At 49.1% G+C, this 14,286-nt stretch carries 19 protein-coding genes; 14 read left to right on the plus strand and 5 right to left on the minus strand.

The genetic code is table 11. From position 1 onward, the window contains the following. Positions 1–44 precede the first annotated feature (44 nt). Positions 45–1,238 (minus strand): MFS transporter, encoded by a 1,194-nt coding sequence (locus tag Q9M42_RS05480; protein WP_322525513.1) that lies wholly within the window; start codon positions 1,236–1,238, stop codon positions 45–47. Continuing rightward, positions 1,235–1,657, minus strand: a complete 423-nt coding sequence (locus tag Q9M42_RS05485; RefSeq protein WP_322525514.1) for a MarR family winged helix-turn-helix transcriptional regulator — start codon at positions 1,655–1,657, stop codon at positions 1,235–1,237. Before Q9M42_RS05485 ends, Q9M42_RS05480 begins: the two co-directional genes overlap by 4 nt. A 199-nt stretch (positions 1,658–1,856) precedes the next feature. Between Q9M42_RS05485 and Q9M42_RS05490 the strand changes: the two genes are divergently transcribed. From Q9M42_RS05490 to hxlB, 7 genes are read left to right on the plus strand one after another with little or no spacing between them, the layout of a single operon-like run. Then, on the plus strand, positions 1,857–2,873 hold the full coding sequence (locus Q9M42_RS05490; protein ID WP_322525515.1) for a LacI family DNA-binding transcriptional regulator: 1,017 nt from the start codon (positions 1,857–1,859) through the stop codon (positions 2,871–2,873). Between the two features lie 15 nt (positions 2,874–2,888). Then, positions 2,889–3,899: a TRAP transporter substrate-binding protein gene (locus Q9M42_RS05495; protein ID WP_322525516.1), complete on the plus strand. Its 1,011-nt coding sequence runs from the start codon at positions 2,889–2,891 to the stop codon at positions 3,897–3,899. 12 nt (positions 3,900–3,911) lie between these two features. Next, positions 3,912–4,406: a TRAP transporter small permease gene (locus tag Q9M42_RS05500; RefSeq protein ID WP_322525517.1), complete on the plus strand. Its 495-nt coding sequence runs from the start codon at positions 3,912–3,914 to the stop codon at positions 4,404–4,406. Further along, positions 4,403–5,683 carry a TRAP transporter large permease gene (locus Q9M42_RS05505; protein WP_322525518.1) on the plus strand — a complete coding sequence of 427 codons (1,281 nt, stop codon included), beginning with the start codon at positions 4,403–4,405 and terminating at the stop codon, positions 5,681–5,683. The genes Q9M42_RS05500 and Q9M42_RS05505 overlap by 4 nt, the downstream gene beginning before the upstream one ends. Before the next feature lie 17 nt (positions 5,684–5,700). After that, positions 5,701–6,654: a sugar kinase gene (locus Q9M42_RS05510; RefSeq protein ID WP_322525519.1), complete on the plus strand. Its 954-nt coding sequence runs from the start codon at positions 5,701–5,703 to the stop codon at positions 6,652–6,654. An 11-nt stretch (positions 6,655–6,665) separates the two neighbouring features. Continuing rightward, on the plus strand, positions 6,666–7,292 hold the full coding sequence (gene hxlA / locus Q9M42_RS05515) for a 3-hexulose-6-phosphate synthase (RefSeq protein WP_322525520.1): 627 nt from the start codon (positions 6,666–6,668) through the stop codon (positions 7,290–7,292). Next, positions 7,289–7,849, plus strand: a complete 561-nt coding sequence (gene hxlB / locus Q9M42_RS05520; RefSeq protein ID WP_322525521.1) for a 6-phospho-3-hexuloisomerase — start codon at positions 7,289–7,291, stop codon at positions 7,847–7,849. Before hxlA ends, hxlB begins: the two co-directional genes overlap by 4 nt. Positions 7,850–7,912: 63 nt before the next feature. Here the strand turns inward: hxlB and Q9M42_RS05525 are convergent, their stop codons facing one another. Genes Q9M42_RS05525 through Q9M42_RS05535 form a run of 3 tightly spaced genes read right to left on the minus strand, consistent with a single transcriptional unit; the run spans position 7,913 to position 8,893 of the window. Beyond that, a complete protein-coding gene (locus tag Q9M42_RS05525; RefSeq protein WP_322525639.1) occupies positions 7,913–8,152 on the minus strand; it encodes a helix-turn-helix domain-containing protein in 240 nt (79 codons plus the stop codon). Beyond that, positions 8,145–8,321: a YvrJ family protein gene (locus Q9M42_RS05530; protein WP_322525522.1), complete on the minus strand. Its 177-nt coding sequence runs from the start codon at positions 8,319–8,321 to the stop codon at positions 8,145–8,147. The genes Q9M42_RS05525 and Q9M42_RS05530 overlap by 8 nt, the downstream gene beginning before the upstream one ends. After that, entirely contained in the window at positions 8,321–8,893 is a 573-nt protein-coding gene (locus tag Q9M42_RS05535; RefSeq protein ID WP_322525523.1) for an RNA polymerase sigma factor, read from the minus strand. The genes Q9M42_RS05530 and Q9M42_RS05535 overlap by 1 nt, the downstream gene beginning before the upstream one ends. Positions 8,894–9,152: 259 nt before the next feature. Here Q9M42_RS05535 and Q9M42_RS05540 point away from each other — a divergent pair, with 259 nt between their 5' ends. The 7 genes from Q9M42_RS05540 (at position 9,153) to Q9M42_RS05570 (ending at position 14,281) form a co-directional block, all read left to right on the plus strand. Then, positions 9,153–10,013, plus strand: a complete 861-nt coding sequence (locus Q9M42_RS05540; protein WP_322525524.1) for a GAF domain-containing protein — start codon at positions 9,153–9,155, stop codon at positions 10,011–10,013. 49 nt (positions 10,014–10,062) lie between these two features. Then, positions 10,063–10,689, plus strand: a complete 627-nt coding sequence (locus Q9M42_RS05545) for a hypothetical protein (protein ID WP_322525525.1) — start codon at positions 10,063–10,065, stop codon at positions 10,687–10,689. Positions 10,690–10,821: 132 nt separating this feature from the next. Beyond that, complete coding sequence (locus Q9M42_RS05550) at positions 10,822–11,178, plus strand: lmo0954 family membrane protein (protein ID WP_322525526.1); 357 nt, start codon at positions 10,822–10,824, stop codon at positions 11,176–11,178. A 17-nt stretch (positions 11,179–11,195) separates the two neighbouring features. Then, entirely contained in the window at positions 11,196–11,834 is a 639-nt protein-coding gene (locus Q9M42_RS05555) for a PspA/IM30 family protein (protein ID WP_322525527.1), read from the plus strand. A 67-nt stretch (positions 11,835–11,901) separates the two neighbouring features. Beyond that, entirely contained in the window at positions 11,902–12,624 is a 723-nt protein-coding gene (gene liaF, locus Q9M42_RS05560) for a cell wall-active antibiotics response protein LiaF (RefSeq protein ID WP_322525528.1), read from the plus strand. Next, positions 12,621–13,655: a sensor histidine kinase gene (locus Q9M42_RS05565; RefSeq protein ID WP_322525529.1), complete on the plus strand. Its 1,035-nt coding sequence runs from the start codon at positions 12,621–12,623 to the stop codon at positions 13,653–13,655. The genes liaF and Q9M42_RS05565 overlap by 4 nt, the downstream gene beginning before the upstream one ends. Beyond that, on the plus strand, positions 13,652–14,281 hold the full coding sequence (locus Q9M42_RS05570; protein WP_322525530.1) for a response regulator transcription factor: 630 nt from the start codon (positions 13,652–13,654) through the stop codon (positions 14,279–14,281). Before Q9M42_RS05565 ends, Q9M42_RS05570 begins: the two co-directional genes overlap by 4 nt. Positions 14,282–14,286: the final 5 nt, after the last annotated feature.

A 14,286-nucleotide genomic window follows, 5' to 3' on the forward strand; every position in this document is an offset into this window, starting at 1 on the left:
GCAGGAGCTTTCCTGCTTTTTTTATATACATAATATTATACAGATCAGGCCTTCTTTTCTTCATAGGCATATACCGACGACGTCCGGAAATACAAAAACAAAGCCCCAATCGTCAGCAGTATAATGCCTGCCGTAATTTGATATAAATACTGATATCCGACAGCGTTCACTAAAAGCCCGAGAAAAAAGGAGCCAAGAGCGATGCCGGAGTCAAACATAATAAAAAATGTAGCGGTGGCATGTCCGCTTCGGTGCGGCTCGGCCGCCTGAATGGACATCGTTTGAAAACCGGGAAGAAGGGTTCCGTAGCCAAGGCCGATCAAAGCGGCAGACAACAGCAGCATCCACCCGGCAGTGGTAAAGCTGAGTGTTACGAGGCCGATGGCGAAAATCAACAGACACGGGTACAGAACAGTCCCCGGCCCGCGGGAGTCAAATAACGGCCCTGCCACCGGACGGGAAGCAATGACGACAACAGCGAACACAAGAAAAAAGAAACTCGATACCTGGATCAGGCCTATGGCTTCAGCAAACAGGGACATGTATGAAATAACACCGGCGTAAGAAAAAGAAGCAAGCAGCCCGATAGAAGCAATTGGAAGTGCCCGCAGTTCGATAAAATCATGAATGGACAGCTTCTTTTTTTCAGTGTGCGGCGCGGCAGGGATTCCTGGATCCCTGGCAATGGCTGCGCACCAGACTCCAACAATCATAAACATGCCGAGCAGTACAAATAAAAGGGCAAACGGAGCAAACTGTATCAGCGTCAGTCCGATGAATGGCCCGATGACGACCGCGACATTCATGGAGGTCGTGAAATAACCGAGGCCTTCCCCGCGGCGTTCATTTGGAATAACATCTGCAGCGATAGCGCCGGTAGCTGTACTCAAAATCCCAAAAGGAATGCCATGTACAAACCGGAGCAGCAGCAGCCCCGTATACGTATCAATAAAAAGGTATAAAAAGGTACAGAGAACAAACGCGGCGGCGCCCCAGACCAGCGCCCGTTTACGCCCGGTTTTTTCCATGATCTTACCGGCAAATATCCGGGTGAGGATGGTAGCAATAAGCATAATCGTGACGATGAGCCCGCCCTGGGCACTGGTGCCGCCAAGACTGCCGGTAACAAAAAGGGGTAGTGTAGTTAAAAGAGAATAGAATACAGTGAAAACCATGAAATTGGTGATCGTGATACTAATAAAATCCTTTGTCCAGATGGGATGTTCATGACGGCTCACTCTTCCCCACTCCTTTCGTTCGTAATTTTTCCAAGCAGTTCAAGCAGAACTTCCCGGTCCTGGTCTGACAGGTGCACAAGAGAACGCTTCTCTGCCTCTGCAACTCGTGCTTTAATTTCGGGAAGTATCTTTTTCGTGCTGTCGGTAAGGTGGATAACTTGCGTACGCCGGTCTGCGCCAGGACGTTTTTCGATCCACCCATTGCGATCCATCGTGCCGATTGTGCGGGCAATCGTCGGCGCTTCCACCTGCAGATATTTCCGCATATGTGTCTGGGTGGATGCTCCACCGGTAGCAAGCACATAAATAATCATATACTGCGCATGGGACAGCCCAAACGGGGCAAGCGTTTCGTTTAGCGTGTTCGACAGCGTACGCGACCGCTGATGAATCATATGAATAAGCTGATCTGATTTCATAGAAAAGAAAGCTCCTTGTGAATTTAATTAGCATGCTAACTAATTGCAGCTCCACCAGTATACGAAGTAATTGGAGAAAGGTAAACCCTGGAACCAATTTACGAAAAGCAAAAAAATAATAAAGCGTTTGCAATTTAGGGGTGTATCTTTTAGAATGAAATAAATCGTTTTACTAAAACGTTTTATCAGGAGGAAAGCTATGCGTAAAAATGTGACGCTGCGTGATGTGGCAAAAGAAGCAAATGTTTCCATAAGCACCGTATCCCAGTTTATGAACGGCCGTTTTACATACATGGGTGAAGAAACAAAAGGACGTATCGAGCAGGCGATTGCCCGGTTAAACTACCGGCCGAATGCGATTGCAAGAGGGCTTAAACAACAGAAAACGACGACGATTGGCGTTATTATCGCGAACGTGGTGCACCGGTTTTCCACGCTTGTGGTCAGAGCGATTGAAGATATATGCATTAAGTACAATTATCACGTCATCATCTGTAATGCCGATGACGACGAAACAAAAGAAAAACAGTACATTGATATGCTGATGGCAAAGCAGATTGACGGAATAATTATTATCCCAAGCAGTCAGGACCGAAAAAATTATAAAGACATTCTAAGCTATCAAATTCCATTAGTATTTCTGGATAGAACGGTAGAACAGTCGGAAATTCCTTCTGTAGTGGTGAATAATTATAAGGCTTCTTACGAGGCGGTAAAGCATTTAGCCGATAGAAGATACCATAATATCGGCTTTATCGGTCCGGAGCTGAAGATGAATACAAGAAAAGAACGCTTCCGCGGGTTTGAGGATGCGCTCGAGGCAGAGGGGATCGCTGAAAATAAAGAGCTTGCATACCACGGAGAGGTCAGCGGTGCCCAAGAGGCATTGAGGGCCATGATGAAACAGCAGTCCCCTCCGGATGCGCTGTTTATCTCTAATGACCGCATGCTCGTAGAAGCACTGACATTTGCCAAAGAACAACAGCTCAATATTCCTGAAGACCTTGCTCTGGTAACGTTTGATGAAGTGGAATACGCTGCTTTCTTTTCTCCATCGCTAACAACTATTGAGCAGCCGGCCTATCAAATGGGACAAAAAGCAGCAGAGCTTCTCCTGGAGCAGGTGAACGAGGGCGTGCCGGCCGAGAAATTAAGTCGTGAATATATATATGAGACAACTTTTCATGTACGGGATTCCACTGAAGCAAAAATATAAAAGGAGGTTTGAATGATGAAAAAAGTAAGCGTTACCATGATGGCGCTCGCCGCTGGAGTGCTCGCCGGCTGCAGCAGCGGCAGTACTGAAAGCACGGCCGGGGCTGAAGAAAATGTTCATTTAGTAGCCGCCACCCAGCTTGATGATCAGAGTCCCTACGCTGTTGGATTGCGGGAATTTAAAGAAGTCGTAGAAGAAGAAAGCGATGGAAGTGTCACGGTGGAGGTACACACAAACGGATCGCTTGGCGGAAGCGAAGCAGAGCTTGCCCAGAGCGCGGAGACTGGCTCGGTAGACCTGGTGGTCGCTTCTCCCGGGTATTTGGCTCAAAAAGTAAAAGAAGTGGATTTTTTCTCCGTTCTGTATCTTTTTGAAGACCGCGAGCACTGGGAGCGGGTAGTGGACGGCGAGGTAGGCGATGAAGTAGCACGTGTGACAGAAGAAGAATCAAATTTTAAAGTGCTTGATTACTGGTCGGCAGGCACACGTAATTATTACGGAACGCAGCCAGTCGAAACGCCGGAGGATTTGGAAAATAAAACGGTCCGGACTCAGGATTCACCGGTGGTGACGAATACTTGGCAGGCGCTTGGCGCCCAGCCGACGAGTGTGGCCTGGAATGAGATGTATCAGGCGCTTCAGAATGGATTGACGGATGCAGCAGAAAATGATTTCACCAATATTTATTTAGCCAGTCATTACGAAGTAGCGGATCATCTGTCACTCACGGAGCACGACGTTACGACACGGGTATTTTTCACCACCCAGGAAGCGTACGACGGTATGAATGCCGAGCAGCAGGAAGCGGTTGATACAGCTGTACAGGAAGCGACTGAAACTGCTCGGGCAACTGATGAGGAATTGGCCAGTGAGTATAAACAAAAGCTTCAGGAAGAAGGCATGGAAATCAACGAGGTGGATAAAGAAGCCTTTACGAGGCAGACGGAAAGCGTACGCAGAGATGCTGTAGAAAACCTTGGGATGGAAGAAGAATACGAAAGGGTTCAGGAACTAAAGGATAAATAGGTGGGTGAGAAGATGAGAGAATTTATCGATAAAATTCAGCGAGTATTTTTGTGGGGAGGTGCAGCCGCCTTTTCGATTTTCTTTATATGCGTAGCACTTCAGGTGATGACCCGCTATGTCCCCGGAGTCGCCTTTCTCTGGTCAGCTGAGGTGGCTACATATGCCTTTATATGGATGGTGCTGCTCGGAGCGGCAGCAATGGTTAGAGAACGGCAGCACTTTACCGTGAGCATTCTTTTGGAGAAGCTGTCCGGCAAGTATTTGCTGGCGCTCCAGATAGTTATCCATTTCTTTTTAGTTCTGTTCGGTCTCGCGTTTGTCATCCACGGGATCCAGATTACGACCCAGTTCAGCAGCTGGACACTGAACTACCTGCCGGGAGTCAGTCAATTTTTCATTTGGCTGCCTGTGCCAATTGCCGGAGCAGGAATCATACTGTTCGCGTTTCAGAATGCGATGGACCACTGGCGTCACTACCAAAATGTCGTGGAGGTGAATAAAAAATGATAACCGCGATTGGATTAATACTGCTCTTTTTAATATTAATGGTACTTGGCATTCCTATCGCATTTGTGATTGGCATCGTCAGCTATATTGGTTTTCTCGTTATGGGAACGGTGCCGCTTGAAGCTGTTATTCAGCAAATGTTCGTCGGGTTAAACTCCTTTATTTTGCTCGCGGTGCCGCTGTTTATCTTTGCGGCAAACATCATGAACCGGGGAAAAATATCCGAGCGGCTTATCCAGTTTGCGGTGTCACTCGTCGGTCATATCCGTGGGGGACTCGCCCACTCCAATGTCGTCGTTTCTATGTTTTTCGGAGGCATATCCGGAGCGTCTACGGCTGATACGGCAGGGGTGGGAAAGATTTTGATCCCAAGTATGAAAAAGGAGCAGTACAGCACGGAAACATCAGTGGCTGTAACTGCTGCCTCCTCCACGATGGGGATGATTATTCCGCCATCGATTCCGATGGTTATTTACGGAAGCCTGGCAGGGGTATCGATTGGCCAGATGTTTATCGGCGGAATTATTCCAGGGTTGTTAATTGGCGTTGGATTAATGCTGTTTATATCAGTCATCTCGAAGAAAAATAATTATCCGAAGCATGACCGGCTCGATACAAAGGCGATTGTTAAACACGGCATCCGGAGTTTTCCGCCGCTGCTTACGCCGATTATTATCCTTGTTGGCATCATGGGCGGGTTTGTTACTCCGACCGAAGCGTCGATCATCGCCTGCATTTACTCGTTTATTCTGGCGTTCTTTTTTTACAGAAGCATCCGCCTTCGGGATATGCCCGAGATCGTTATTGAAACATTGAAGCTCAGTTCGCTCACGCTGTTTGCACTGGCAACTGCCACATCGCTTGGGAGACTGATCAGCTTTAACAATATCCCGGCCCATATTTCCTCCTTTTTCCAGGAGTCGGTGCCGTACGCGTGGCTTCTGATTGTGCTGATTATTCTTTTGTTTTTATTTGTCGGTATGTTTATGGACACTGTGCCTTCGATCATTTTGTTTGTGCCCATTATCCTGCCGGCAGCATCAGAGCTCGGCCTCGATCCGATTCATCTCGGAATTGTCGTACTCATGTGTCTGGCCGTAGGTCTCGTGACGCCTCCGTACGGTCTGTGCCTGCTGCTTGCAAGTGCGATTGGCGGGCTTTCCATCAGTCGCTCGTTTAAAGCTACGATTCCGTACATTGGCATGATTCTGGTTGTGATTTTAGTAATTGCATTCGTACCGGGCATTTTCATGTGGCTGCCGAATGCGTTTGAATAAGAATGGAGGCAGTAAAGATGCGGGACGTCCTTACAATTGGCGACGCAATGATTACAATGAATCCGAAACAGCGGGGGCCGATGCGTTTTACGACTGAGTTTGAGCGGAAAATTGGCGGAGCCGAGTTAAACGTGGCTGTCGGCTGCGCCCGTCTCGGGCTTCAGACAGGCATGATCAGCCGCCTGGGCCGCGATGAATTTGGCCGCCATATTTTTAATATCCTGCGCGGAGAAGGAATTGACGTTTCGGGAATAGCTCTTGAAGAAAACTATACTACTCCCGTGAATTTTAAAGAAACGCTTGAAAACGGAAACGGGCGTACGTTTTACTACCGTTTCCCATCACCGACAGAAGAAATAACGTTACAGCATGTGAAAGAACAGCTGAGCGGGCAGCCGAAGGTATTTTATATTACCGGCGTGTTTGCTTCGCTCCGCGCGGAAAACGTGGAGATGCTCCGGGAAGCGTTGCGTTTTGCAGGAGAGCAGGGAGTGCTTACAGCTATGGATCCGAACATCCGTCTGCGTCTTTGGAACAAAGAAGAGGCAGGGGAGGCCATCCGGTCTTTGCTTCCATATGTAGATATCGTGCTGAGTGGAAGAGATGAAGCGGATATGCTGTTCGGTGCGCAGTCAATAGAAGAGCATCTTGCTTCTTTTCAATCGTACGGCATTGATCGTGTCATTATTAAAAACGGCAGTGACGGAGCAGCCGGAAAACACGGAACCAGGGAAACCGTGCATCAGCCGGCGGAAAAAGTAGAAAAAGTGGCTGATACCGTAGGAGCAGGAGACGGTTTCAACGCAGGCTTGCTGTACGGCCTGCTGCAGGGATATTCACTGGAAAAGGCTTTGAGAATCGGCGCGGTAGCCGGAGCAAAGGTGGTACAAGTAGCAGGCGACAATGAAGGGCTGCCGCTTTTAGAGGAAGTGAAAGCAGCGCTTGGGAACGAAGAGCGTGTGGAACGTTAAAGGAGGAAGCAATGAACATACAGCTGGCGTTGGACCGGTTAGCTTGGGACGACTGTTTTAATGTCGTTCATCAAACCGAATCATATATCGACTGGATTGAAATAGGCACGGGAGTCATCAAAGAATACGGCATGGACATCGTCCGGCAGATGAAGCAGGAATACCCGGATAAAATGTTGGTCGCCGATATGAAAACATGCGATGCAGCAAGGGCAGAAACAATCCAGGCCTTCGAGGCAGGCGCAGATGTAACGACGGTGATGGCTTTTGCATCGGACGCTTCTATCCAGGCAGTACTGGAGACCGCTGAAGAATACGGTAAAAAAGCTTTTGTGGATCTGTTGAATGTGCAGGAAAATCGGCGGCTTGAGGAACTTGACAAGCTTGGCATCCGCAGTGCTTCGCTGCATATAGGTAAAGACATGCAGCAAACAGGAGCAGGCGACAATAATTATTACAAGCTGCTGGAGGCATTTCCGCACTGGGAAGTATCAGCAGCCGGCGGTTTAAAGGCAGAAACCCTTTACAAAATTAAGGATGCCCGTCCGGACGTCATAATTATCGGAGGCGCTATTACAAAAAGCGTAAATCCCCGGCAGGCAGCGGAACAAATACGATTGGAGGCAGACAGGCTATGAATGCAGAACACGTATTAAACACTATTTCCGGGGAAATAACAGAGGTTGTGGGCGGCGTGCGTGCAGAAGAAATGGAACAGGCTGCTGCGAAGCTTAACCGCGCTCCAAGAATTTTTGTAGCCGGTGAGGGACGCTCCGGTCTTGTCGGAAAAATGTTTGCAATGCGTCTCATGCACAGTGGATATAACGTTTTTGTAGTCGGTGAAACGATTACCCCTTCCGTGGGAGAGGGAGACTTACTTGTAGTATTATCCGGTTCAGGAAATACTTCGATTCTTGTTCATACGGCGGAGCAGGCGAAAAAAAGCGGAGCAGAGCTTTTGGTCTGCTCGACCAACCGGGAGTCTTCCCTCGGAAAGCTCAGCGATGCTTTTATCGCTGTTCCTGCCGCGACAAAAAAACGGCTGGAGCACGAGCCGGAAACGATCCAGCCGCTCGGAAATCAGTTTGACCAGAGCCTGCATTTAATACTGGACGGCCTGATTATTACTGCTGTCCATGCACACGGGGAAGCTGACTACGAGCAAATGGCCAGGCGTCATACCAACATGGAGTAGCATATATGTAGCAACCGGTCCGGCCGAAAGCCGGTCCGGTTGTTTTTTATGGAGCGAGCCGGTTTATTCGTTCGCCTGCTGCTCGTAGCGGCGTTTGTATTCCCAGAAGCCGGGAACTTCCGGCGGCTCGTACGTGAGTATTTTTTCAATACATTTCAGGCGGAGCTCCTGCTGAAGATCCTCACGCTCCTGATAGGAAGTTTGACGCAGCGCCTGCTGGATGAATGGTTCGAATTTTTGAAGCTCTTCATACAGCGCTTCCTCGCTCATACGCTGATTTTTTGTGGTCCGGTTATTAGTCATCATGCATTGTATCCTCCTTTTTTGGTGAAGAGCACGCCAGACGGGTTACATCCCGGCGTAAATGCTCAATCCGCTGTTCAATCCGCAAAAGCAAATAGAACGTTACAACAATAGGAAAGCCGACATTGGCCAGCAGTTCGACAACGGCACTGGTATCAATAATGTGCATCACCGCTCCTCCCGTTTCCCGGCATAAAAGCGAAGTGTCTTCAAACCTTTCCGGTGGGCGTTTGACACTGCCTGGCGGCTTATTTGAAGGTGGCTGGCAATGTCTGTATCCTTCCACCCGCAGCTGTATTTTTTAGAAAAAATCCACTGCTGGTACGGAGTCAGCGAACGAAAGCCGAGCCAGAGCGGATAATGGCGCAGCTCTTCTTCAAGGCTCTGCTCTGAGCCCTCACTGTAAAATGAACTGGTTTCTTCAAACAGTGCCTCCTGGTCGGACAGAGGCGTCCGCTGCTGGCGCCGGCGATGATAACGATCATAGCGGACGGCTTCCCAGTGCAGGGTTTTTAACATATAAGAACGCCAGACCACATCCTGGTAGTAACGCTTAAAAGATAGATCAATGGCTTTGTGGGCCCAGGCAGCATCATCGTTTAAAGCCTGTTTTAACAGCTGCTGATGGACAGTGTCCTCCAGAAATTCGCGGATGAGCCGGGTGCGCAGGAACGAATGATTTTTCTCTTTGAAAGCTTCCCATGCTTCTCTTTTTGAATCAGCGTATGATGAATGTGTCATAGATGCCTCCTCTCCTTACCCCTGTTGTTTATAAAAGACATCTTCAAGATAAAAAGTAAACCATATATACGAACATTTGTTCTTATATTTTATACGAACACTTTTCCTGTAAACAAGAAAATACTGAAATTAGAAAAATTTACAGGTTAAGTCCTGTTAAAAAAGACTCATCGGTGGCATAATGTGTTTACAAAAAGATTAGTAAAAAACAAAAGAGGGAACAAACATGTATTAGCTTCATGTAACAGGAGGGGAAAAAGTGAGTTTAACATCAGGGCCGTCAAGCAGGTACACTTTCTCCATTGAAGAGATGGCTGAAGAAATCATGAGCGTGATCGCTGAGTCCCTTCAGGTGGACTCTGTTTATATTGCAAAAAAAGAAGATACTTATATGGACGTATTAAGTGCTTACAACAACCGTGGGGATGATCTTGTTTCTGAAGGAATGAAAGTGGAGCACGAAGCATCGTTCTGTCAGTACGTGCTGAAAAATGATGACCAGGAGTATTTTCATTTTTCCGATGCAGTGAGTAATGAAGAAACCAAAGAACTGCTGATGTCGAAAAATTTCAATGTACATACCTTTCTGGGCGTGTACATTAAAGATCAGGACGGCGGCCCGTTTGGCACACTGTGCGTATTGAACCGCGAGCCGCGTGAATTTAAGAAGGAAGAAATTTCGTTGATGCAGACGTTTGGTAATTTACTGAGCTACCTGATTCGCGTAGACCGCATGGATGAAAAAATAGAAGTGCTCGGGTACCCGATTGTGCCGATAGGTGAAGGGATCGCTGTGCTCCCGCTCGTCGGGACGATGGATGAAGCAAGATCCAACCGTTTGATGGAAACAGTACTGCAGGAAGTGTACGGCGGGAAATACGACTATTTTATGATCGATGTGTCTGGCGTTTCCGCCTTTAATGAAATGTTTACAACGTATATTTCCCAGGTTATTCAGGCGCTGAAGCTGATGGGCATTGACCCTATTCTAACCGGCGTCCGCCCGGACATGGCTGTTCAGGATATACGAAAAGATATCCTCGGCGAAAATATTATGATCGAAAAAAGCCTGGAAACAGCGCTGAAGTCTATTGGATTCCGCCTGGTAAGAAACGAGTAAACAGAAAACGCCGGAAGGTTTACATATCAAGTTGAAAGAAGGAACTGGTATGAGTACAAAAGCAGAACAGATGGATGAAAAAGTGGAAAATGAAAATAAACTCACCGTGGCTGTGGTGGAGCGCCTTGTTTCAGAGATTTTCGGCATCTCGCTGCAGAGCATTGCTGCGGACCCGAAAGCCCCTGGTGCCCGGAGGTCACAATCTGTTTTTGCAGCATGGACTGAAAAAGAATGGGAGACTGCCGGCAAAGAGGAACTGCTTGATTATGCACTCGCCCGGCTGCCCTCCCCTCCGTCCGGGGAAATGGTGCGGCAGGTTATTAATGACGTGTACCGCGTGAATCTCAGCGGCATTTCCGCCCTCGAAGCATCAACGTTTTCGCTCTTTTCCAAAGGGAAATGGATTAAGCAGAATGAGGACGATTTATTTATACTGGACACCGGATCGACGGATACAGATGTCACAGTCTCTGTAACAGAGCATTTTATCCGGCAGACGGGGTCCGGCAGACTGCCGGCGGGACTTTGCGGAGAGCTTGAAGCACTGGGATATGTTTACCTCCCGGCGAAAAATCAGCTGAATTATTCGAGTCCGGACGGCCGTCCGGTTGACGATGCATTTAAAAAGAAGACGATCGGGGCCCTTGAAAATGCTGGGCAGCAGATCGAGACGTAAGCACCCTTTTGTACAGAAAGGGTGTTTTTTTATGATAAATACGTCTTGAGGCGTAGAAAAGATAGACCCCGGGCTGCTCCCGTAAGCCGTGAAACCGGCGTAAGATAAAAGTACAGGAAGGGGGGAAACACCATGTGGAAAAAAATCGGATTAGCATCAGTGATTACGATCGCAGCGATTATCGTTTTATCTAACCTTGGGCCGCTGCTGCTGCTCGCAGCTGGAGTAGCACTGGCGTATATCGTCTACCGCCAGTTTCAGGAAAGCACGTCTACCGCGGCAAGGGTTTTCTGGGTGATTGTGGGCATCGCAGCGATACTGCTTGCGCTCACCAACATCTATGCAGTAATCGCGCTTCTCGGCTTGTATGCCATATACTGGAGCGTGAAAAAATGGAGTGATGATGAGTTGGATATTGACCGCCGGACCAGAACGAAAGATCCGTTCACTGGCTTTGAAGAAGAATGGAAAAAACTAAAACGCAGATAAAAAAGGAGGAAAGAGCCATGGCGGGCATTTGGCAGCAGTTCAAGGAGGATGTCGAACAGGAATGGGAGCGGTGGAATATGAAAAAGGAAACAGACAATCCGATTGTATCGCTCAACCGCTATATTAAAGAAGCGGAACGCGAAACGGAAAAGGTAAGCAGGCTCACAGACCGTCAGCGCCGGCTGGTGGAAGAATTTCAGCACGAACAGGACGAAGCAGAAAGCATGCTGGATAAACGTAAGCAGCAGGCCTCGGTGGTAAAGCATTACGAAGAGAATGAGCTGTATGAGATTGCTTTGAGGGAAATTGAACAGTACGGTGACCGGGCGCAAAAGCTTGCCACGATGAAAAAAGAAGCAGAAGAGCAGCTGCAGACGCTTGAGAGGCGGTATCAGGAAATGGTGTACAAGCTGAAGGATATGCGTCTGAAACGGATGGAGTGGATGGGGCGGGAAAATGTAGCCCGGGCCAATCACAATATTACGAAGCTGTATGAAGAGAGCGGGCGCAGCCCGGAAGCCCGCTTTAAGGAAGTAGAGCAGTATTTAGAAAGTATGGAGCAGCACCATCAGCAGGAGTATGAGCATTCCACCTTCGACGAACGGGTAGCCCGTCTTGAAAAGCGGAAGACAGAGGCGGAGCAGGAAAAAGCGTGATAAAATAGAGACGCTGACCAGGGCGTCTCTATTTTTAACTTACATAAACAAAAAAAGGAGGGTTCCTATGTTTTCCCACATATCAACGAAGATGATCCAATTCGTGTTTTTTACGGGAATCCTCCTGTTCCTACTGGAATTTTTTTCGCATGGAGCCGGTTTAGTGCCTGTGCTTTTCTTTTTCGCCCTGTTTATTTTTATTGGAAAGAGGACGAAAAGGCGGACGCTTTCGGCCATTTTCTGGTGGACCGGGTGGATCGGCCTGGGCCTTACAGCGATCACTCTCTGGGCTGTACAGTTCTGGGTAATTGCCTTTTTTGTTCTGCTGCTTCTGCAGATGCGCCGGTCAGGCAGGGAGCCTGTCGAAGAACAGGCAGAGGTGGAAGAGCTGGCGGGCAGGGTGGAAATTTATGAGCGGGACCAGCTGCTTGGCAACCGCCTGTGGGGGCGGGAGAAGGTCGGACGGAAGCCGTTTCACTGGAAGGACATTAACGTGATCGGCGGCGTGGGCGATAAAATTGTTGATGCCACCAATACAGTTCTGCCGGCGCAGGCAGTGGTTATCGTCCGTCACGGCCTTGGCTCAGTGACCGTTTATGTGCCGTACGAAGTGAACGTGATTATCCGTCACAGCACGATATACGGGCGTGTGCGCCTGTTTGGAAAAGAAGAAGCAAAGCGCTGGAACCAGACGGTCACTTATCACGCTCCTGCGGCAGATAAGGAAGCCTCCACGCTTTATATTTTCACCTCGCTTCTCAGTGGAGATCTGGAGGTGGAGCGACGATGAACAGCTTTGTGAAAGCGGCCGGATGGGGGATCGCTGCAGCCTTTCTCGTCAGCGCCTCCACCGTCATTCCGTTACTGTTGCTGCTGCCTTTTGACATGTGGGATGTGCTGATGGGGCAAACTGAAAGCGGTCTCCCGTATGGCTTTTTGTTTGTTGTTCTGATTGTTCTGCTCGGCACCGCTCTCGGGCTTTTGACGCTCCGGGCCTGGAATGCCCGCTGGCAGCAGCTGCAGGCTGTGCTGGAGCGGTTGAGCAGAGGAAGCTCTAAAAATATCTGGCCTGCGGAGATATACCGGGAAGTAGAAGAGCTGCGCACGGAGCTTGAAGCAGTGGAACGTCAGCTGCAGGGGCAGGCGGAGCGGGGGCAGAAGCTGGCCACAGAACGGGCTGAAGACCGGGAAAAAAGTCTGCAGGAAGTCATTTCGCAGGAAAGAAACCGGATTGCCCGTGAGCTCCATGATTCGGTCAGCCAGCAGCTGTTTGCGGCTTCCATGATGATATCTGCGGTTAATGAACAGGCCGGAGCCGGAGAAGTCTCCCGGGAATGGCAGACTATCGAGCGGATGATCAACCAGTCCCAGCTTGAAATGCGGGCGCTGCTTCTTCATCTACGGCCGGCGGCGTTGAATAAGCAAACACTGCAGGAAGGAATTACGCAGCTGCTGAACGACCTGACAGCGAAGGTGCCGCTTCAGATTAAGCAGGTGATTGAACCGTTTCCGATTGAAAAGGGAGTGGAGGACCAGCTGTTTCGAATCAGCCAGGAGTCCATTTCCAACACGCTTCGCCACGCGAAGGCGAGCGAGCTGAAGGTATCATTGCTGCAGCGCGAAGAATTTATTATTTTGCGTGTCCAGGACAACGGTGTCGGATTTTATATGGAGGAAGAAAAACCGGACAGCTACGGACTGAGTACGATGAAGGAACGAGCGGAGGAAATCGGCGGGCACTTTCATTTAGTGAGCCTGCCGGGAGAGGGCAGCCGCATCGATGTAAAAGTGCCGTGGCTGCCGAAGGAGGAAGAGGCATGATTACCATCCTGTTTGCAGATGACCACGAAATGGTTCGTATTGGAGTGACTTCATATTTATCGACGCAGCCGGACATGGAAGTAATCGCTGAAGCCTCAAGCGGAAGGGAAGCGGTCAGGCTGGCTCTGGAACTCAGGCCGGATATCATTCTCATGGATCTGGTGATGGATGATATGAATGGGATTGAGGCGACAGAAAAAATTATGGAGGCATGGCCGGCAGCCAAAATTATTATTGTCACAAGCTTTATCGATGATGAAAAGGTATACCCGGCGCTTGAAGCGGGCGCAGTAAGCTATATTTTAAAAACCTCGCGGGCCGGGGAGATTGCAGCGGCGATCTGGAAAACACACGACGGGCAGTCAATTCTGGAGCCGGAAGTAGCGGGAAAGCTGATGGCAAGCATGAAACGGCGGGACCAAAGGGAACTGCACGAGGAGCTGACCGCACGCGAGCTCGAAGTGCTGAGGCTGCTTGCGGAGGGGAAAACCAATATAGAAATTGCCGAAGAGCTGTTTATTGCCCTGAAAACAGCGAAGGTACACGTAAGCAATGTCCTCCATAAGCTGCAGGTGCAGGACCGGACCCAGGCAGTTGTTTATGCGTACAAGCATCGCCTATTTTAAAAAGC

It is taken from the genome of Marinococcus luteus (genome assembly GCF_034497705.1).
In the GTDB taxonomy this organism is placed as follows: Bacteria; Bacillota; Bacilli; order Bacillales; family Marinococcaceae; genus Marinococcus; species Marinococcus luteus_A.